Source organism: Oerskovia douganii (assembly GCF_015142735.1).
GTDB lineage: Bacteria > Actinomycetota > Actinomycetes > Actinomycetales > Cellulomonadaceae > Oerskovia > Oerskovia douganii.
Window position 1 is genome coordinate 55,957 of sequence record NZ_JACSPN010000008.1, and the last position, 19,284, is coordinate 75,240.

A 19,284-nucleotide genomic window follows, 5' to 3' on the forward strand; every position below is an offset into this window, starting at 1 on the left:
CCCGAGATCCTGGGTATGGCGGCGCCGCTGCCACGGAAGGTGGCCGGCAGTGAGCACGTCGAGCCGGCGACAGCCACTCGAAGGCCGGCCGCGCGGGGCACACGCCGATAACCCCCATATCACTTCACCCACCGCGCCCCGCCACGAGACCACCAAGAATGAGTCATGGCGCCGATAGGCTCCGGACCAGCACCGCAGCACCCCAGCACCCCAGCGCAGCAGTCGCCGCACCGACATCACGGAGGATCCATGAAGCTCACCGAGGACGCCTGGGAACACCTGGCCCTCGACGACCTGGGCGAGCTCTTCTGGACCGTGAAGCACGGCAAGGAGATCGCGCCCGGGGCGAGCGCCGCCGTCGGGCCGGACGGGCACCCCGTCCCCGAGCGCGAGTCGTGGGACGAGCTCCTCATCCCCACCCGCCTACGCACCGCGCTGCGCGCTCTCAACCCGGACGTGCCGCGCGAGTACCTCGACCAGGCGCTCGCCGCGATCGTCGCCCCGACGTCGAACGACGCGATCGCCGAGAATAAGCGCGTCCACGACTTCCTGACCGACGGGTTCCGTGGCATCAGCTACATCGACGTCGAGGGCATTGAGCAGAACCCGACCATCCGCCTCGTGAGCAGCGAACCGTCGGAGAACGACTGGCTCGCGGCGAACCAGGTCACGGTCGTGCGCGGCGACGTCGAACGGCGCTTCGACGTGGTCCTGTACCTCAACGGGATGCCCGTCAGCGTGATCGAGCTCAAGAACGCGGGCACCAGGGCAGCCGACCTCGCCGCGGCCCACGCCCAGGTCGCGACCTACGTCCGTGAGCTGCCGCTGGTCTTCCGTTTCGTCGTGCTGACCGTCCTCTCCGACGGCATCACCGCGCGCTACGGCACGCCCTTCACGCCGTTCAACCACTTCTCGCCGTGGAACGTCGACGACGACGGCCGCCCCGTCGGGCCGTCCGGCCGTCCGGAAGGCGTGCAGGGGCCCGACGGCGACACGCCCGCCGAGGACGAGCCCGTCACCGCGCTGCGGCTCGCCCTCTACGGGTTGTTCGACCAGCTCCGCTTCCTCCAGCTGCTGCACGGATACGTCGCGTTCGACGAGGGGAGCGAAGGGCTCAGCAAGCGCGTCGCCAAGCCTCACCAGTACTTCGCGGTCTCCAAGGCGATCGAGAAGACCATCACCGCGGTCGCGTCCGACGGCAAGGCGGGCGTCGTCTGGCACACCCAGGGCTCGGGCAAGTCCATGGAGATGGAGCTCTACACCAACCAGGTCATGCGGCACCCTCGGTTGCGCAACCCCACGGTCGTCGTCGTGACCGACCGCACCGAGCTCGACGGCCAGCTCTACGAGACCTTCCGGCGCAGCCAGCTGCTGCCCGAGGAACCCCGTCAGATCCGCCGTCGCGAGGAGCTGCGGACCGAGCTCGCCGGCCGGGTGACCGGCGGCATCTACTTCACGACCCTGCAGAAGTTCGGGCTCTCGCCCGCCGAGAAGCAGGCAGGCACCAAGCACCCGCTGCTGTCCGACCGGCGCAACATCGTCGTCGTCGTCGACGAGGCCCACCGCAGCCACTACGACGACCTCGACGGCTACGCCTGGCACCTCAAGAGCGCCCTCCCGCACGCCACGCTCATCGCGTTCACCGGGACACCCATCAGCACCGCCGAACGTGACACGCGCGCGGTGTTCGGCGAGGACATCGACGTCTACGACCTCTCGCGCGCAGTGCACGACGGCGCCACGGTCCCCGTGTACTTCGACTCCCGTCTCGTGAAGGTCGACTTCGTCGACGGCGCCGACGAGTCCACGATCGACGCGGCCGCCGACGAGATGACCACGGGGCTCGACGACGCCGAGCGCCGCCGCATCGAGTCGAGCGTCGCGGTCGTCAACGCGATCTACGGTGCCCCGGCCCGACTGGAGGCGCTCGCGGCCGACCTCGTCGCGCACTGGGAAGGGCGCCGGGCCGCGATGTTCGAGTCGCTTGGCCGCGCCGGTCACGAACGCACCCCGGGCAAGGCGCTGGTCGTCGGCGCGACCCGCGAGATCTGTGCACGGCTCTACAGCGAGATCGTCACCCTGCGCCCCGACTGGCACTCCGACGACCTGGCCACCGGAAAGATCAAGGTCGTCTACTCGGGGACGCCGTCGGATCCCGCGCCCATCAGCGATCACGTGCGGCGCGACAGCGAGAACGCGGCCATCAAGCAGCGGCTCAAGGACCCCGACGACGAGCTCGAGATCGTGATCGTCAAGGACATGATGCTCACGGGGTTCGACTCCCCGCCCCTGCACACCCTCTACCTCGACCGGCCCATCAAGGGCGCTCTGCTCATGCAGACGCTCGCCCGCGTCAACCGCACGTTCCGCGGCAAGACCGCAGGCCTGCTGGTCGCCTACGCCCCCGTCGCGGAGAACCTCGCCGCCGCGCTGCGCGAGTACTCGCCCCAGGACCAGAAGACCCGACCCCTCGGACGCCGGGTCGAGGAAGCCGTCGCGCTGGCCGAGCTGCTCGTGACCCAGGTGCGTGCGACGCTCTCCGGGTTCGACTGGCGCGCACGGCTCGCCGTGGACGACAAGCGCGCGTACGTCCTGGCCGTCCACGCGACCGTGAACCACCTGCGCGACCCGGGCACGGTCGGCAACCGGCCGCAGGACGTCGAGGACGGCAGCGACACGCTCGGCGCGACCTTCCGCCGTCAGGCGGGTCAGCTGCACAGGGCCTGGGCCCTCGCCGGGGGAGCGGACCACCTCACCGACATCGCCGACGACGTGCGGTTCTTCGAGGAGGTGCGCGTCTGGATGGGGAAGTTCGACGCCGAGGACCGCCAGGCGCGGGGCGAGGCGATCCCCGACGACGTCCAGCGCATGCTGAACCAGCTCGTCGCCGAGAGCGTCGACTCGGGCGAGGTGCTCGACATCTACCAGGCGGCCGGCATGGAGTCGCCGCGCATCGACGAGATCGACACGTCCTTCCTCGCGACGGCCACGCACGCCGAGAACCCGCACCTCGCGATCGAGGCGCTCCGCAAGGTGATCCAGGAGGAGTCGCGCGCCGCGACCCGTAACAACCTGGTGCGCCAGCGCGCGTTCTCCGACCGGCTCAACGAGCTCATGACGCGGTACACCAACTCCAACCTCACGTCCGCCGAGGTGATCGCAGCACTCATCGAGATGGCGCACGAGGTCTCGGCCGAAGGTGACCGCGGTGCCCGGTTCTCCCCGCCCCTCACGAGCGACGAGCTCGCGTTCTACGACGCGGTCCGGGCCAACGAGTCGGCCGTCGAGGTCCAGGGGGACGGGGTCCTCGCCGACATCGCCCGCGAGCTCCTCACAGTCCTGCGGCGCGACGTGCGCACCGACTGGACCGTGCGCGAGGACGTGCGTGCCAAGCTGCGCTCCTCGATCAAGCGGCTCCTCGTCAAGCACGGCTACCCGCCGGACAAGCAGCCCGGAGCGATCAAGCTCGTCATGGAACAGATGGAGTCGATGGCCCCGCGCTACGCGGAGCGCGAGGAGGGGGCGGCGTGATCGAGCTCGACGTCCCGCAGTTCACCTCCCAGGTGGTGGGGTGATGACCCCGTGGATTCCCTTGATGGTCGCCGGAGTCTCGCTGCTCTCGAGCGTGAACATTGTGGGCATACTCAGCTACGAAGCCCGACGGCGCCGACGGATCGCTACATATCTGGCACTAGCGCGTGAGTTTCCAGCGGAGTCCTATGAAGCGAGGGCCTTTGCTGTGGTAGCACGAGACACGGCGGCTGATCTCGCGACGTTTCGACTTGTGCGGCCCTTGTCCGGGGGCCGGCTGCTTCTGTGGATCAGCCTCTTGATACTCGTCCTCGTCGAGGCGTTCAATGTCGTCACCGACATGCGTGAGGGACGGCCAGCTCCGGCTGAAAGCCTCCTGGTGGTGGGGATGAGTGTCGTGGCGGTCTTCCTTGAGGTTCTCCTCGCGTCTGTGCATCGACGGGTGCGTGCTTCTCTCGTCGAGGACGGTTGGTATCTCGATATCGCCGACACGACCTACCTCACGACCAGCCGCACTCGCGCGTTCTTCGACGGTCCGAGGATGATCCACCTGGACGAGCGACGGAAGGAAATTGCGAGACAGCAGGCCGCGGGTGGGGTGTCGCGGACGACAGAACGCGCCGAGTCATGGCAGACGTTGTTACGCCGCATGCTCCTCGGCTGAGCTTGAGGTCGGGTTCGCGCTCCGTCGTCGGTCTGAAGGGCCCTGGAACGGGGCCCTTCAGCCCGCGAGCCCCAGCGCAACCACGACCTCTTGCTCTCCCACGGCCTCGGGCACGACGATCGCGTCCCGCAGCGTCGACTTCTGCTGCAGCAACCGGTCCAGGTTGAGGTCGAACGACGTCGTGTCCGGGTGGAGGGCCATCGGGAGGTAGACGTGCACGGGGCGCGTCTGACCGATCCGGTCGATGCGGTCCGTCGCCTGGGCCTCCTTGGCAGGGTTCCAGTGCCGCTCCAGGTGGATCGCATGGTTGGCCCCGACGATCGTCAGCCCCACCCCGACCGCGAGCGGCGACATGATGATGACGTTGAAGCCCGGCGCTCGCTCGAACTCCCCGATGATCCCCTTGCGCGTCGCGCCCGCCCCCACCGCGGCGGTGTCGCCGTTGACGACACGAACCCGCAGCCGGTAGCGCTCCTGCAACCACAGGGCCAGCCGAGCCTGGACCTTCTTGTTGATGACGAACACGATGCCTCGATCGCGACGTTGTCGGGAGGCTCGCGAAATGGTCCCATGTGAGCGCGAACCGGAGAGAATCCGTCCGGGTGAAATTGCCGGACTCCGGAACTCTGTGGGCGCCTTCCGCAGCGCTCGCTCTGGCGACGACTCATCACGGGACGTCAACGGGGTTGCTCGCACGACACTGCTGCCGAGCACGAGGTTGCGGCCGTTCTGGGCGCCCTAGCGACCGCAACCTCGTGCTCGGCTGAGCTGGTCGTCAGTTGATCGGCAGGTTGCGGAGTGGGGGTGGTGAGAGATCGCGGGAGTCGTGGCGGTCAGGTAACGCCGCCCGGAGTGCATGCCCCACACCGGCCAAGTTGTCAGAAGAGCACCGGGGCATACCCCGGTGTGCTTCTGACAACCAAGCAGAGGTCAGCGCGTGAACGCCAGCGCCCAGGTCTCGGGCCCGCGCTCGAGGTAGTCGACCGTGAACGTGCCCGGCCACCGGGCGTCGACCTGCGCCAGGAGGGGCAGCGGGTCGTGCGGGGCGAGGAGCACCATGCCCGCGCCGGGCGCGACGCCGTCGAGAGCCCCGAAGATGGTCGCGTGCCGGATCGCGTGGGGGACCGCGCGGGCGTCGAGCACCGGGAGGTTGCCGGCGTCGTCGTGCCCGCCGCAGCCGCACGAGTGGCCTGCGGCCGCGGGGGCCGCGGCCTGGGCGGGAGTGCCGGCGGCCGAGCCCCCGGCCGTCGACGCCGCGTCCCCGGTCTCCGCCGCGGCAGCCGGGCCTGCGACGGCCGTGCCCGCCGCAGGAGGCGCCCCCTCCGGGGTGCCACCACCGCAGCCGCCCCCCGCGCCGTCGCCGCAACCGCAGCCACCGGCGCCACCCGGCACGGCATCCGCGGAAGCCTCCCCGGTCACTCCGCCTTCCCCGTGCGAGTGCCCGCCGAGCAGCTCGTGCATCCCGTCGAGGACGCCGGCGAGCGAGACGTCGGAGGACAGTGCGAGCAGCGGCAGGATCTGCTCGTTCTCCTTGGTCATGTGGGTCTCGAAGAGCACCTGGAGCGCGCGGGCGTGGGCTGCTGCGCGGACGGGGGTGGCCGCCTCGTCGAGGGCGTCGACCAGCTCGCCGATCACCCCGTGCTCGGCGATCATGGCGTCGACCAGGAGCCGGGCGTGCTCGTCGCGGTGCGCGTGGGGGTACATCGCGGCTTCCTCGGCCTGCGCGTGGGGCAGGAGGTCGGAGCGGGTCCAGTCGACGAGCCGTCGGTGGGCGACGGCTGCCGGCGCACCCGACTCCACGGCCTGGACCAGAGCCTCGACCAGCAGCCCGAGGGTCCCGTTCATCTCGGTGTGGTGGGCGACGACGGCCTCGACGGCGCGTGAGTCTGCGGCCGACGCGGCCAGGACGATGCTGCTCATGACGTGAGACCTCCGAGGACGGGCGAGTGGTTCTCCAACGCGCCAAACATTAGTACACTTTATTCCGTGGAAAATACGCAGGCTGTCGGACGGGCAGAGCGCGCAGCGCCCCCGCGCCCCGGGTTCGGCCCGCCCCTCGTGCGGCGCGCGGTCCGCCCGGCCCGGCTCTCGAAGGCCCGGCTCGCCGTCCTGGACGTCCTCGCGTCCCAGCCCGAGCCCTGCTCGGTCAGCTCGGTCGCGACCGCGCTCGACCAGCACACCAACACCGTGCGCGAGCACCTCGAGGGACTGGTCGAGACCGGGCTCGCGACCAGCGAGAGCGCCCCGGCACACGGCCGGGGCCGCCCGGCCCGGCTCTACGCCGCGGTCACCGAGTCGCCGACGACCGCGGGAGCCGCCGAGTACGCGGGCCTGGCCTCGGCGCTCGCGGCCCAGATCGCCCGGTCGAGCGCCGACCCCGTGGGCGACGCGCTCGCCGCAGGTCGCGCCTGGGGCGCGGAGCTCGTCGGAGACGTCGAGATCCTCTCGGGTCCGGGCACGGTTCCCGACGGCGTCGCGCACCCGGCGAACGTCGGCGGCACCAGGAGCGACGAGGGCGCGCCGGGCGCGCGCCGTGGGCCCAGCGGGGGACCCGACGTCGTCGGGCACCCGGGCAGCGCGGGTGACGGTTCGAGGGTGCAGGAGAAGAAGACACCCGGCAGGGGCGATGACAACGTCGCGAGCGCCGCGCGCCACGAGGTCGTCGACCTGCTCGACCGCCTGGGGTTCGCACCCCAGGCCGACGACGACGCGGCCTCGGTCGCGCTGACCCGGTGCCCTCTGCTCGAGGCCGCGTACCGCAACCCCGAGGTCGTGTGCGCGGTGCACCTCGGCCTGGCCCAGGGGGCCCTCGAACGTCTCGGCGCGCCGCGAGAGGGCACGTCGCTGCTGCCCTTCGCCGAGCCGGGCGCGTGCCGCCTGCACCTGCGCCCCGCGGACGGACCCCCGGAAGGAGCCCCGGACTGGCCCACGCCGGAGGCCGAGGCCACCAGCACACCCGGCCCGTCCGACGGCCACCGCTGATGCGACGCGTCATCTTCGTGCTGCCCGCGGGCCTCGCGCTCCTCGCCGGGCTCGACGCGGCGCTCCTGCTGCTCGGCCTGCCGGCCCCGCTCACGACCGAGCGCCTGCCCCAGATCCACGGCGTGCTGCTCGTCCTGGGATTCGTCGGCACCGTGATCGCGCTTGAACGTGCCGTCGCGCTGCGCACCCGGTGGGGCTTCGCCGCCCCGGCGCTGCTGGGCGCGGGCGCGCTGGCCCTGCTCAGCCCGGCCCCGCTCGTGGTGGGCCAGGTGCTCCTCGTCGCGGGCTGCGGCGCGCTGTGCCTGGTCTACGTCCCGCTGTGGCGGCGCCAGCGCGACGACGCGGTCCTGGTCCAGCTCATCGGCGCCCTGCTCGCGACGGGCGGCGCGCTCCTGTGGCTCGGCGGCGTGGGCGTCGCCGACGTGCTGCCGTGGCTCGCGTGCTTCGTGGTGGCCACGATCGCGGGCGAGCGGCTCGAGCTGGCCCGGATCGCGTTCCTCGGTCGCGGCGCGGCGCTGATCCTCTGGGTCTGCTGGGCGCTCGCGGTCGGGTGCGTGGCCACCCTGCTGTGGCCCGCGGTCGGCTACGCCCTGCTGGGAGCGGCCGTCCTGGTGCTGTGCGGCTGGCTCGCGGTGCACGACGTCGCCCGGCGCACCATCCGGTCGACCGGCCTGGCGCGGTACATGGCGGCGTGCCTGCTCGCGGCGTACGTCTGGCTCGCGGTCGCGGGGACGATCTGGCTCCTCGCGGGTCGGCAGGTCACGGGGCCCGGGTACGACGCCGTGATCCACGCGATCTTCCTCGGTTTCACGATCTCGATGATCATGGCCCACGCGCCCGTGATCCTGCCCGCGGTGCTGCGCGTGCGGCTGCCGTACACGCCACTGATGTACGGCCCGGCGGTCCTCCTGCACCTGGGTCTGCTGGTCCGCCTGGGTCTGGGCGACGCCCGGGACCTGCCCGTGGCCCACCAGGTCGGCGGCATCCTCAACGTCGCCGCGCTGCTCGCGTTCGTGGTGCTCATGCTCGGGGTCGGGATCCGCGCGCGCCTCGCGCCGGCGCCCGGGGCGCGGCCGCGCGACGCCGTCGGGCCTTCGCCTTCCCTGCTCGAGGAGACCGCTCCGTGAAGCTCGACCTGTCCGCCCAGCCCGCTCCGCTCAAGCCCCTGACCGACCGCTCCGCCTGGCACCTGCGCGCCAACGCCCCCGTGGTCGGCTGGCTCGTGGCGACCGTGGTCGTCGCGGTCGGCCACCGGTGGATCCCCGCGTCGCCCTGGCTGCTCGTGCACCTGCTCCTGCTCGGCGCGGTGACCAACGCGATCTGCGTGTGGAGCCAGCACTTCACCGACGCGCTGCTCAGCCGACGGGTCACGCCCGCCTCGCGGCGCTGGCAGGTCGCGCGCCTGGTGCTGCTCAACGTCGCGGTCGCCGCGACGGTCGCGGGGATGGTCACCGCGACGTGGGTCGTGACGCTCGTCGGGGCCGTGGGGGTGGGCGTCGCGGTCGCGGCCCACGGCACCGCCCTGTGGCTCCAGTCGCGCCGTGCGCTCACCGCCCGCTTCGCGATCTGCGTCGGGTTCTACGTCGCGGCGGCCTGGCTCCTGCCGTTCGGTGCGGGGCTCGGTGCGACGCTCGCCCGCGGCCTCGACGAGGGGTGGCACACGCGCGTCGTGCTCGCGCACGCGGGCTTCAACCTGCTGGGCTTCGTGGGCCTCACGGTCATGGGCACGCTCGTGACGCTGTGGCCGACCATGCTGCGGACCAAGATGGCCGACGACGCGCCCCGCGCCGCGCGCACGACCCTCGTCCTCATGCTGGTCGGCCTGGCGGGCGGGGTCGCCGCGGTCCTGGCGTCCGCGCCGCCCGTCGCGGCCGTGGGCCTCGCGACGTACCTCGCGGGCGTCCTGGTCTCGGTGCGGCCGCTGGTCACCGCGGCCCGACGGCGTCCGCCCGCGACCTTCGCGACGTGGTCGGCGGCGTGCGCGCTGGTCTGGCTCGTGGGGTCGCTCGCGACGCTGGTCGGGGTCCTGGCGCTGAGCGGGACGTGGGCCGAGGCGGCTGCCCGCGTCGGGATCGTGACCGTGCCGCTCGTCGCCGGCTTCGCGGCCCAGATCCTGCTCGGCGCGCTCACCTACCTCGTGCCCGTGGTGCTGGGCGGGGGCCCCGCGGCCGTGCGCTCGACCGCGGCCGTGCTCGAGCGCGGGGCCGTGCTGCGGGTCGTGCTGTTCGACGGGGCCCTCGTGCTGTTCGTCCTGCCCGCGCCGAGCCTGGTCCACGTGCTCGCCTCGCTCGTCGCGCTGGCCGCCCTCGTCGCGTTCCTGCCCCTGCTCGTCGGGGCCCTGCGCGCCCGTCGTCGCGCGCGCCGCACGCCTTCCGTCCCGCCCGCGCCCGACGACGTCGCCGCGGCCCACGCGCTCGGCCGCGAGACGCGCGAGAGGTCCGGCGGGCGCCAGGCGCCGCCCGTCGAGGCCGTGACGGGGCCGCGCCGCAAGGGGCTGGCCGTGGCCGCGCTGAGCGTGCTGCTGCTCGTCGCGGCCGGGGGAGTGGCCCTCGACCCGGCCGCGCTCGGCACCGGGGCGACGTCCGCCGCCGGCGCGTCCGGGACCGTGGCTGCCACGGGCCGCACCACGACCGTCGAGGTCGAGGCCGCGGACATGCGCTTCGTGCCGAGCGAGATCGAGGTCCCCGCCGGGGACCGGCTCGTCCTGGTCGTGACCAACACCGACACCACGGTCCACGACCTCGCGCTCGACACCGGGCAGACGAGCGGGCGGATCGCGCCCGGGAAGACCGAGACGTTCGAGGTCGGGGTCGTGGGGCGGTCGATCGACGGCTGGTGCACGGTCGTGGGCCACCGGCAGATGGGCATGGTGCTCTCGATCGAGCCGACGGGCGGGTCGGCGGACGCGACGAGCCTGGCCGACGAGGAGACAGAGACTGCCACGGGCTCAGGCTCGGCCGGGCACGACGGCATGGCGGGCATGGACCACGGTGCGGGCGGCTCGGACGACGGGTCCGGCGCCGCGAGCGCCGCGACCGACCTGGACTTCATGGCGACGCCGGGCGACGACTTCACGGCGCACCCGGCAGAGCTCGCGCCCGCGAGCGCCGAGACCGTGCACCGCGTGCGGCTGCCCGTCTCCGAGCTCGTGACCGAGGTCGCGCCCGGGGTCACGCAGAAGCTCTGGACCTTCGGCGGCAGCGCGCCGGGGCCGACGCTGCGCGGGAAGGTCGGGGACCGCTTCGAGATCACCCTCGTCAACGACGGCACGATCGGGCACTCGATCGACTTCCACGCGGGGGCGCTCGCCCCTGACGGTCCCATGCGCACCATCGCACCGGGGGAGGAGCTGACGTACACGTTCACGGCGACGATGTCCGGGGTGTGGATGTACCACTGCTCGACCATGCCCATGTCCGCGCACATCGCGAACGGCATGTTCGGGGCGGTCGTGATCGACCCGCCGGGCCTCGCGCCGGTCGACCGCGAGTACCTGCTGGTCCAGTCGGAGTACTACCTCGGTCCGCAGGGCGGCGAGGTCGACGTGGACCGGCTCGCGACGGGCGACCCCGACGTCGTGGCCTTCAACGGCTACGCCAACCAGTACGACGCGGAGCCCCTGCCGGCCCGGGTGGGCGAGCGCGTGCGCGTGTGGGTCCTCGCGGCGGGGCCCAACCGGGGGACGTCGTTCCACGTGGTCGGTGGCCAGTTCGACACGGTCTTCAGCGAGGGCGCCTACCGGCTGCGTCCCGGCAACGCCGAGGCGGGCGGCTCGCAGGTGCTGGGGCTCGCGGTCGCGCAGGGCGGGTTCGTCGAGATGACCTTCCCCGAGGCCGGCCGGTACCCGTTCGTGAGCCACGCGATGATCGACGCCGAGCGCGGCGCGCACGGGACCTTCGCGGTCACGGAGGCCGACGCGTCGGGCGAGGACGGGTAGCCGACGTGCCCGCCCGGCGCCGGCAGCAGACGTACAGTGTCCTGGGCCGCCATCGATCGCGCCGCACCACCCGTCCCGACCACCTGCCGGAGGAGTCCGTTGCGCACCTGCCCGCCAGGCACCCCCGTCGTCCTGCCGCCCGTGCCGGTGGCCGTCGCACCGTCGCTCCGCGCCGGGGGCCCCGCATGAGCGACGTCCGCCTGGGTCGCTGCGAGCAGTGCGGCGGCGACGTGCAGTGGTTGCCGTGCTACGACGGGCGCCGTCGGGCGTTCGCGCTCGACGAGGTCCGCAGCGTGCACGCGGGCGACGAGGTGCGCTGGTTCCTGACGTCGAACCGGGGAGCCGTGCCGGGGACCCAGCTCGCGTACAGGCCGACCATGCCGTTCCGGGTCCGGCACGTGTGCCAGCGGCAGCCCCAGGGGTACGGGGCGGGGGGTGAGGACGGCATCGACAAGGCCAAGGCGCTGCGCTCGGCGCCGCAGGTGCGGGAGTTCCAGGTCCGCCCGCCGTACCGGTTCGGGTACCGGTGGGAGTCGGAGTGGGGGCACATCGTGCACCCTGACCGCGGGCTGTGCGGCGCCAAGGTCATCGGGGAGATGACGCCGCGCGAGGCCGCGCGCCTGCCGACCATGCCCATGTGCAAGGAGTGCGTCGTGCGGTACCGTCGCCGCCACCCGCAGGACCCGGTGTTCCGGCCCGTCGAGCCCGCCGGCCCGGCCGAGCCGACCTGACCGCCGCTGAACCAAGGAGCCCCGTGCCGCCCTACGACCTCGACCACCGGCTCGTCGTCGGTGTCTCCTCGAGCGCCTTGTTCGACCTGTCCGACTCGCAGCGCGTCTTCGACGAGCAGGGGATCGACGCGTACCGCGCCTACCAGGACGAGCACCTGGACCGGACGCTGCGCCCCGGCGTCGCGTTCGAGTTCGTCCAGCGTCTCCTGAGCCTCAACGACCTGTCGCCGAGCCCGCAGGACCCGCTCGTCGAGGTCTTCGTCCTGTCGAAGAACGACCCGACGACGGGGCTGCGCGTCATGAGCTCGGTCGCGGCGCACGGGTTGCCGATCAGCCGGTCGATCTTCACGCAGGGGGTCGCGCCGTACGCGTACATCCCGGCGCTCAACATCTCGCTCTTCCTCTCGGGGGACGCCCGCGACGTCCGCACGGCGACCCTGCTGGGACACCCGGCCGGTCAGGTCCTGGGGAGCGCCGCCGTCGGGCAGGGCGCCTCGTCCGGCCCGACGGCGGAGCGCACCCCCGGAGCGTCCGTCACCCCGGGCGGGACGCCCGGGGCGCGCGACGACACGGCTGACACCGAGCTGCGCGTCGCCTTCGACTTCGACGGCGTGCTCGCCGACGACAGCGCCGAGCGCATCTTCCAGTCGGACGGGCTCGAGCAGTTCCACGAGTACGAGAGCGCACGCAAGGTCACCCAGCACCATGCCGGGCCGATCCTGCCGTTCCTGCGGGCGCTGAGCACGATCCAGCGCCGTGAGGAGGAGCGTGCGGTCGAGGACCCCACGTACCGCCCCCGCGTGCGCGTCTCGATCGTCACCGCGCGCAGCGCGCCCTCGCACGAGCGGGCCGTGAACACGCTGCGCTCGTGGGGCGTCACGGTCAACGACGCGTTCTTCATGGGCGGTGCCGACAAGGGGCGCGTGCTGCGCGTCCTGCGCCCGCACATCTTCTTCGACGACCAGCGCGGGCACCTCGACCCGGTCGCGCGCGAGGTCGCGAGCGTCCTGGTGCCGTACGGCGTGACGAACGAGGAGGTGCCGGTGGCGGCCGTCCCCGTCGAGCCCGACCCCGACGGCGAGGCACTCGTGCCTGTCGTCGTCGCGGGCCCGGTCGGCTGAGGCGCCCGCCGTGCCGTTCCTCGCGCCGCTGCCCTCGCCCGACCCCGGGACGCCGGAGCGCTGGGTCCCGGCGGCGACGGTCGACCTGCGTCAGCTGCCCGTGACGAGCCGCTGGAAGGTGTGGTTCGAGGTCCTGACCCCGTTCGGCCACAGCTCGCACCCGGCCGACGAGCAGTCGGCCGACGGGCCGGTCTGGTTCCGGGCGTCGGTCGAGCAGACCGTCCCGGTGGGACTCGTGACCGACCTCGCGTCGGTGCCCATGCCGTTGTGGGGCGTGATCGCGAGCTACGGCCGCCAGACGCTGCCCGCGATCCTGCACGACGCGGCGTCGCGGGCGCTCGCGGACCCCGACCGGCCGGCGAGCAGTCGACGGGCTGCGCGCCGCGACGCCGACCACCTCTTCCGCGGCACCCTGCGGGAGACCGGCACGGGTCCTGTCCGGCGGTGGCTCATGTGGGCCGCGGTCCGGATCTTCGGGAGCCTGCCGGTCGCGGTCGTGTTCCTGCTCGCGGTCGTCGCGGGCGTCGTCGCGCTCTGCCTGGCGGCGACCGGCGCGGGGACCGGGGGGACGGCCGGTGCCTGGCTCGTCGGAGCGCTGGTCGTGACCGCGGCCGCGCTGACCGTGCTGATCGCCCTGGCCGCCGGGGCGGGGATCGAGAGCCGCCCGGCAGCGGACGGGGCCGAGCGTGCCCGGTGGGTGCCGGCGGCGACCGGCAGCCTGCTCGGCGCGGTCGGGACCGGGCTCGTCGCGCTGCCTCTGCTGCTCCCGCTGATCGTGCTCACGTTCGTGACCGAGCTCGTCGTGGGCGCGGGGGAGGGGCGCCGCGTCGTGCGGGCGCAGGGTGTCCCGACGGGCGGGCTCACGGCGCAGGAGGCTCCGACCGTGCGCATCTCCTACGCGCAGCCCGGGTGAAGTCAGCCGCGCAGGCGGTCCGGGGTAGGGACGGCACACCCGTCCGACCGTAGGCTTCGGGCGTGCCCCGAGCCGCCCGCCCGACCACGCCCCGCGCCACCCCCGCACGTCCGGGCGTGCCGCGCCCCGGCGCGGGCCGCCCGCGACGCCCTGCCGTCGAGCGACCGCCGCGCACGGCCCTGCTCGGACCCGCCGCCCGCACGGTGCGTGCGCACCTGCCGACCTACCTGCGGGCGGTGCTGCTCCTGCAGGGCGCAGCGGTGCTCGTCGCGGTGCCGCTCATGGTGTGGCTGTTCGACGTGGCGCTCGCGGCGGCGGGGGTCGGCGCGCTCACGCACCTCAACGTGCTGCGGGTCCTGTCGAGCCCGGTCGCGGTGGTCCTCCTGCTGGTCGTGGCGTTCGTCGCGTCGGTCGTGGTCCTGTGCCAGCAGGGCGCGTTCCTCGCGATCGGTGCCCGGCTGCGCGCGGGGGAGCCGGTCTCGGTGCGGGCCGTGGGCGCCGACCTCGCGCGCACGAGCCGCAAGCTCCTCGGCCCGCAGCTCCTGCTGTTCGTGGGCTACTTCTTCGTGCTCGTGCCCGTGGGCAACTTCGGGACGGCGGCGTTCCTGGTGCGCGGCATCGCGATCCCGGAGTTCGTCGTCGGGGAGCTCCTCAAGTTCGACGGCGGCCTCTCCGTCTACGTCGCGTTCCTCGCGGGGGTCCTGTTCCTCAACGTGCGGCTGGTCCTGACGCTCGCGTTCCTGCTGACGTCCGACGACTCGGTGTCGGGCGCGATGGCCGCGAGCTGGCGCGCGACGCGCGGGCTCTGGCCCCGCCTCCTGGGCACGTTCGCGGTGGTCGTGCTGGGTGTCGTCGTGGTCGCGGCAGGGATCGTGACGCTCGCCCTGGTCCCCACGCGCGTCGCGGACGTGGCAGCGCCCGGCGCCGCGCCGGTGGTCGCGGGTGTGACGCTCACGCTCGTGCAGGTGGTCGGGTTCGTGCTCGTCGGAGTCGTCGCGGCGCTGCTCACGCTGGTCGTCGTCGCGGTCGCGGGGGAGCGCCGGGCGTCGCTGCCCGACGGCGCAGCTCACGTCGGCGACGCCTCCTCGCCCGGGCCGGTGGCCGGGTCCGCGGGGCCGCCGGTGTCCGGGGACGCGGATCTGCGGGACGGCGAGGAAGGTCCGATCGGGGAGGCCGCGGTCGGTTCGGCGATCGGGGTCGTGACTGCGGCCGTGGGCTCGTCGCGCACGCCGGGCTCGTCGGGCCGGGTGCCGCCCGTCCTCGGACGCGGCTGGGCGAGCCGACCTCGCGGGGTCCGTGCCGCCGTCGGGCTGGTGGCCGTGCTGGTGCTCGTGGCGGTCACCGTCGCGAACACGCGCGCCATGACGACCCTCGCGCGCGAGGAACCCGGCGCGGTCGTCGCGCACCGCGGGGACCCGGGCGGCGGCGTCGAGAACTCGATCGCGTCGCTCGAGTCCGCCGCGGCGCTCGGGGCGGACTACGTCGAGCTCGACGTGCTCCAGGCCGCCGACGGCGGGCTCGTCGTCTTCCACGACCTGACCCTGCGACGCCTCGCGGGCTCCGACCGTGCCGTGCACACCATGACGCTCGACGAGCTGACGTCGACGACCGTCCGCCAGGGCGGGTTCGAGGCGACCATCCCCTCGCTCGCGGAGTTCGTCGAGCGCGCCCAGGAGCTCGACGTGCCGCTCCTGGTCGAGCTCAAGGCGCACGGCCACGAGACGCCGACGTTCGTCGCGGACGTCGTCGCGCTCCTGCGGGCCCACGGCGTCGCGGACCAGTACCTCGTCCAGTCGATCTACCCCGAGCAGGCCGACGAGGTGCACGCGCTCGGCCCGGAGATCGCGGTCGGCTACGTGATCCCGTTCCTGCGCGGACCGCTCGGGACGCCGCCCGTCGACTTCGTCGCGATCGAGCAGTCGTCGGACTCCTCGCGTGTGCGGGCCGAGGCACGTGCGGCCGGGATCGACGTCTTCGTGTGGACCGTCAACGACCCGGCCGCGATGCGGGCCCAGCTCCGCGGCGGCGTCGACGGCATCATCACGAGCAGCCCACGCCGTGCCGTGACCGAGCGTGCCGCGGTGCGCGACGACCTGGCCCTGTCGGCACGCCTCGAGGACGAGCTGCGCGACGCGCTCGCGTGGTGAGGCGCCGTCGAGGAGCGCGCTGCCTCAGGACTCGGTGATCGCCACGTCGGTGGACAGGTGGACCGGCATGTAGTCGTCGACCGCGAGGACCCACAGGCCGTCCGCCCCCGCGGGGACCTCGAGGCAGACGTTGCCCCGGGCCGAGTCGTCCGTGCCGATCAGGCCCGTGCCGACGAGGGAGTCGGGGACGTCGCCGCAGCCCTCGTCGTACTCGGTGCCGTCCCGGTCCACGAACCAGAGGTCGATCGACCCGTGGGCGGTCACGGTGCTCGACGGCCCGACGTACATCGCGTCGACCGGGACGATCCAGTACTCCATGCCCTCGGCCGGTGCCACGTTGACGTCGTTGTGCGCGAGGATCTCGGCGGTCGCCTCGTGCGGGAGCTCGAGCAGGACCGACCACTCGTCGGTGTACACCTCGCCCTCGAGCGCCCACGGGTCGTCGAAGGTCCCTCCGTCCTCGCCCGCGACCTGGTCGTCGCCGTGTCCGTCCCACGCCTCGTCGGGGACCGGGCCAGCAGGCCGCGGCTCGGCCGCGGCGTCCGCGAAGAGCTCGCTGCCCGCCACGACCGCCAGGGTCACCGCGGTCGCGCCGACGCCCCCGACGACCAGGCCCGCGACCCCCGCGAGCACCCCGACGAGGACGCGCGAGGGACCCGGCGGCCTCGCCCCGTACGCCGGGGCACCCGCAGGGCGGCCCTGCCCCGGGGCGTGGGGGCGTGGGGGACCGTACGGGTGGGGCGTGCCCGGTGCGGCCGGGGGTGGTGACGGCTGACCAGGGTGCGGGCTGCTGCCGGCCGGAGGGAACCCCCGGGCGACGCCTGGCGTGACGGGCAGGACGTTCGCCGGAAGCCGGGCAGTGCTGCTCGGCGCGCCGGGGCCGCTGCTCTGCAGGCCAGGGCCAGGGGCGGAGCCGTCGTCAGGACCAGGGGCCGACGCCAGCTGCGGGAGGGGCTGGTGCGGTGCGGGCGGCTGGTGCGGTGCGGGCAGCACCGCGTCGACGGGCGTGCCCGGCGATGGGGTCGGCGACGGGATCGGCGACGAGGGCGGCGTCGGGATCGGCGACGAGGGCGGGGCGAACAGATCACTCACGGGTGCTCCACGGTGCGACGGGACCGGCTGGTCCGGGAAGGGTGTCGCTCGGCAGCTCGCGCGCCGCGCGCCCGGATCATCCCACCGGAGAGCGGCCGCGCGCCAGGGGCATCAGTGCAGGCCAGGGCGTCGGACCGGCCAGGCGCCGCGGCCGCGGCCGCTGCCCTCCTGCTGCCGCTGCCGAGCACGAGGTTCCGCGCACGCGAGAACGAGGTTGTGGTCGCTATCCCCTCGATAACGACCACAACCTCGTTCTCGGCACCGGCACCGGCACCGGCACCGGCACCGGCACCGGCACCGGCACCGGCACCGGCACCCGCCGGCCGGCCAGCCGCCCCAGGGTGGTCAGCCCTCGCGCGGCCCGTCCACGGCCGACCCGACCAGGAACTGCGAGTACGCCCCGATGGTCAGGAACGTCGGGAAGTCCTCCGCGAGGGCCACGGCCCGGAACACGTGCGCGGCGTCGTCGACCCGGTTCCCCTCGCCGCGCGGCAGGTCGTCGACGACCTCGGCGAGCAGCGCCTCGACGCGGGCCCGGGTGATGGGCACCCCGTTCTCGGTGCGCGTGCCGGACGCGATCCACTGCCAGATCTGCGAGCGGGAGATCTCGGCCGTCGCGGCGTCCTCCATGAGGTGGTCGATCGCCGCGGCGCCCACGCCACGCAGCCAGGACTCGACGTACCGCACGCCGACCGAGACGTTGGACCGCAGCCCGGCGGCCGTGACGGTGGCGCCCGCGCGGCGGACCGACCCGATGTCGAGCAGCTCGTGCTGCCCCACGGTCACGTCGTCGCGCAGGCGCGAGACCTGGTTCGGCCGGTCTCCGAGCACGGCGTCGAGCTCGGCGCGCGCCACGGGGATGAGGTCGGGGTGCGCGACCCACGTGCCGTCGAACCCGTCGCCGGCCTCGCGCCGCTTGTCGGTGCGGACCTGCTCGAACGCCTTCTCGGTCACGTCGGGGCGGCGGCGGTCGGGGATGAACGCGCTCATGCCGCCGATCGCGTGCGCCCCGCGCTTGTGGCACGTCGCGACGAGCAGGTCGGTGTAGGCGCGCATGAACGGGGCGGTCATGGGCACCTGCGAGCGGTCGGGCAGGACGTACTGGTCGCCGCGCGTGCGGAACGACTTGATGACCGAGAACAGGTAGTCCCACCGGCCTGCGTTGAGCCCTGCGCAGTGGTCGCGCAGCTCGTACAGGATCTCCTCCATCTCGAACGCGGCGGGCAGGGTCTCGACGAGCACGGTCGCGCGGATCGTGCCCTGCTCGATCCCCAGGTACTCCTGCGCGAACACGAACACGTCGTTCCAGACGCGCGCCTCGCGGTAGCCCTCGAGCTTGGGCAGGTAGAAGTACGGTCCGCGGCCGCGCTCGACGAGCTCGCGCGCGTTGTGGAAGAAGTACAGCCCGAAGTCGACGAGCGACGCCGAGGCCGAGACGGCCACGCCCGCGCGGTCGACGTAGCGCAGGTGCTTCTCGATCAGGTGCCAGCCGCGGGGCCGGAACACGATGGTCGGCAGGTCGGTCAGCTCGGTCGAGCGCAGCGCGTACTGCTTGCCCTCGGGGGACGTGAACGCGAGCGTCCCGCGGATCGCGTCGTGGAGTGCGAGCTGGCCCTCGATGACGTTGCGCCACGTGGGGGACGACGCGTCCTCCTGGTCGGCGAGCCACACCTTGGCGCCCGAGTTGAGGGCGTTGATCGCCATCTTGGGGTCGGTCGGGCCGGTGATCTCGACGCGGCGGTCCTCCAGGCCGGGGGCACCGTGCGAGCCGGCGACGCGCCACGACGGGTCGTCGCGCACGGGCCGGGTCGCGGCGGGGAAGTCGGGGTCGATCCCGTCGGCGACGTCCTGGCGGCGCTGCTGGCGGTCCATGAGCAGCCCGTGGCGGGCGGCGAGGAACCGGTCGTGCAGCGCGGTGAGGAAGCCGAGGGCGTCCGGGGTCAGGATCTCGCGGTAGCGCTCGCCGAGGGGTCCGGTGACGTCCAGGGTGCCCGACGGCGTCGCGCGCCGCGCGGAGGTGGGCCGACCGGACGGGGTGCGCTCCGCCGTCGGGCCGGAGGGGTGCGTGGTGAGGGTGATGGGCATGGCGTGCTCCGATGGTCTGTGCCGCGAGGTGGAGGCGGGGCGTCGAGGGAGAGGGCCGGGGCGCTCTCCCTCGACGACGAG

General features: G+C 73.5%; 13 protein-coding genes. 9 read left to right on the forward strand and 4 right to left on the reverse strand.

Annotated elements, in window-relative coordinates; translation table 11 throughout:
- Positions 1–249: 249 nt before the first annotated feature.
- Entirely contained in the window at positions 250–3,531 is a 3,282-nt protein-coding gene (locus tag H9623_RS08255; protein ID WP_193719575.1) for a type I restriction endonuclease subunit R, read from the forward strand.
- Between the two features lie 64 nt (positions 3,532–3,595).
- Complete coding sequence (locus H9623_RS08260; protein WP_193719576.1) at positions 3,596–4,195, forward strand: hypothetical protein; 600 nt, start codon at positions 3,596–3,598, stop codon at positions 4,193–4,195.
- Positions 4,196–4,252: 57 nt separating this feature from the next.
- Here H9623_RS08260 and H9623_RS08265 read toward each other — a convergent pair whose 3' ends face one another.
- Both H9623_RS08265 and H9623_RS20000 read right to left on the reverse strand, forming a co-directional pair.
- The gene (locus H9623_RS08265; RefSeq protein ID WP_193719577.1) at positions 4,253–4,909 is read right to left on the reverse strand and encodes a helicase-related protein; all 657 of its coding nucleotides are present in this window, start codon (positions 4,907–4,909) and stop codon (positions 4,253–4,255) included.
- A 216-nt stretch (positions 4,910–5,125) separates the two neighbouring features.
- A complete protein-coding gene (locus H9623_RS20000) occupies positions 5,126–6,115 on the reverse strand; it encodes a DUF2249 domain-containing protein (RefSeq protein WP_193719578.1) in 990 nt (329 codons plus the stop codon).
- A gap of 66 nt (positions 6,116–6,181) precedes the next feature.
- On the opposite strand from H9623_RS20000, the gene H9623_RS08275 reads away from it, so the two are divergent.
- The 7 genes from H9623_RS08275 to H9623_RS08305 all read left to right on the forward strand — a co-directional run bounded on the left by H9623_RS08275 (position 6,182) and on the right by H9623_RS08305 (position 16,026).
- A complete protein-coding gene (locus H9623_RS08275) occupies positions 6,182–7,177 on the forward strand; it encodes a helix-turn-helix transcriptional regulator (protein WP_193719579.1) in 996 nt (331 codons plus the stop codon).
- Positions 7,177–8,304 (forward strand): hypothetical protein, encoded by a 1,128-nt coding sequence (locus H9623_RS08280; protein WP_193719580.1) that lies wholly within the window; start codon positions 7,177–7,179, stop codon positions 8,302–8,304. The genes H9623_RS08275 and H9623_RS08280 overlap by 1 nt, the downstream gene beginning before the upstream one ends.
- A complete protein-coding gene (locus H9623_RS08285) occupies positions 8,301–11,114 on the forward strand; it encodes a multicopper oxidase domain-containing protein (RefSeq protein WP_321575346.1) in 2,814 nt (937 codons plus the stop codon). Before H9623_RS08280 ends, H9623_RS08285 begins: the two co-directional genes overlap by 4 nt.
- Positions 11,115–11,299: 185 nt before the next feature.
- On the forward strand, positions 11,300–11,845 hold the full coding sequence (locus tag H9623_RS08290) for a hypothetical protein (protein ID WP_193719581.1): 546 nt from the start codon (positions 11,300–11,302) through the stop codon (positions 11,843–11,845).
- A gap of 23 nt (positions 11,846–11,868) precedes the next feature.
- Positions 11,869–12,966, forward strand: a complete 1,098-nt coding sequence (locus H9623_RS08295; RefSeq protein ID WP_193719582.1) for a 5'-nucleotidase — start codon at positions 11,869–11,871, stop codon at positions 12,964–12,966.
- Positions 12,967–12,976: 10 nt separating this feature from the next.
- Positions 12,977–13,879 (forward strand): DUF1353 domain-containing protein, encoded by a 903-nt coding sequence (locus tag H9623_RS08300; protein ID WP_193719583.1) that lies wholly within the window; start codon positions 12,977–12,979, stop codon positions 13,877–13,879.
- Between the two features lie 62 nt (positions 13,880–13,941).
- Positions 13,942–16,026 (forward strand): glycerophosphoryl diester phosphodiesterase membrane domain-containing protein, encoded by a 2,085-nt coding sequence (locus tag H9623_RS08305; protein WP_193719584.1) that lies wholly within the window; start codon positions 13,942–13,944, stop codon positions 16,024–16,026.
- A 24-nt stretch (positions 16,027–16,050) separates the two neighbouring features.
- On the opposite strand, the gene H9623_RS08310 is transcribed toward H9623_RS08305, so the two are convergent.
- The gene (locus H9623_RS08310; protein ID WP_193719585.1) at positions 16,051–16,659 is read right to left on the reverse strand and encodes a hypothetical protein; all 609 of its coding nucleotides are present in this window, start codon (positions 16,657–16,659) and stop codon (positions 16,051–16,053) included.
- A gap of 804 nt (positions 16,660–17,463) precedes the next feature.
- A complete protein-coding gene (gene aceB, locus H9623_RS08315; RefSeq protein ID WP_193719586.1) occupies positions 17,464–19,203 on the reverse strand; it encodes a malate synthase A in 1,740 nt (579 codons plus the stop codon).
- Between the last annotated feature and the right edge of the window lie 81 nt (positions 19,204–19,284).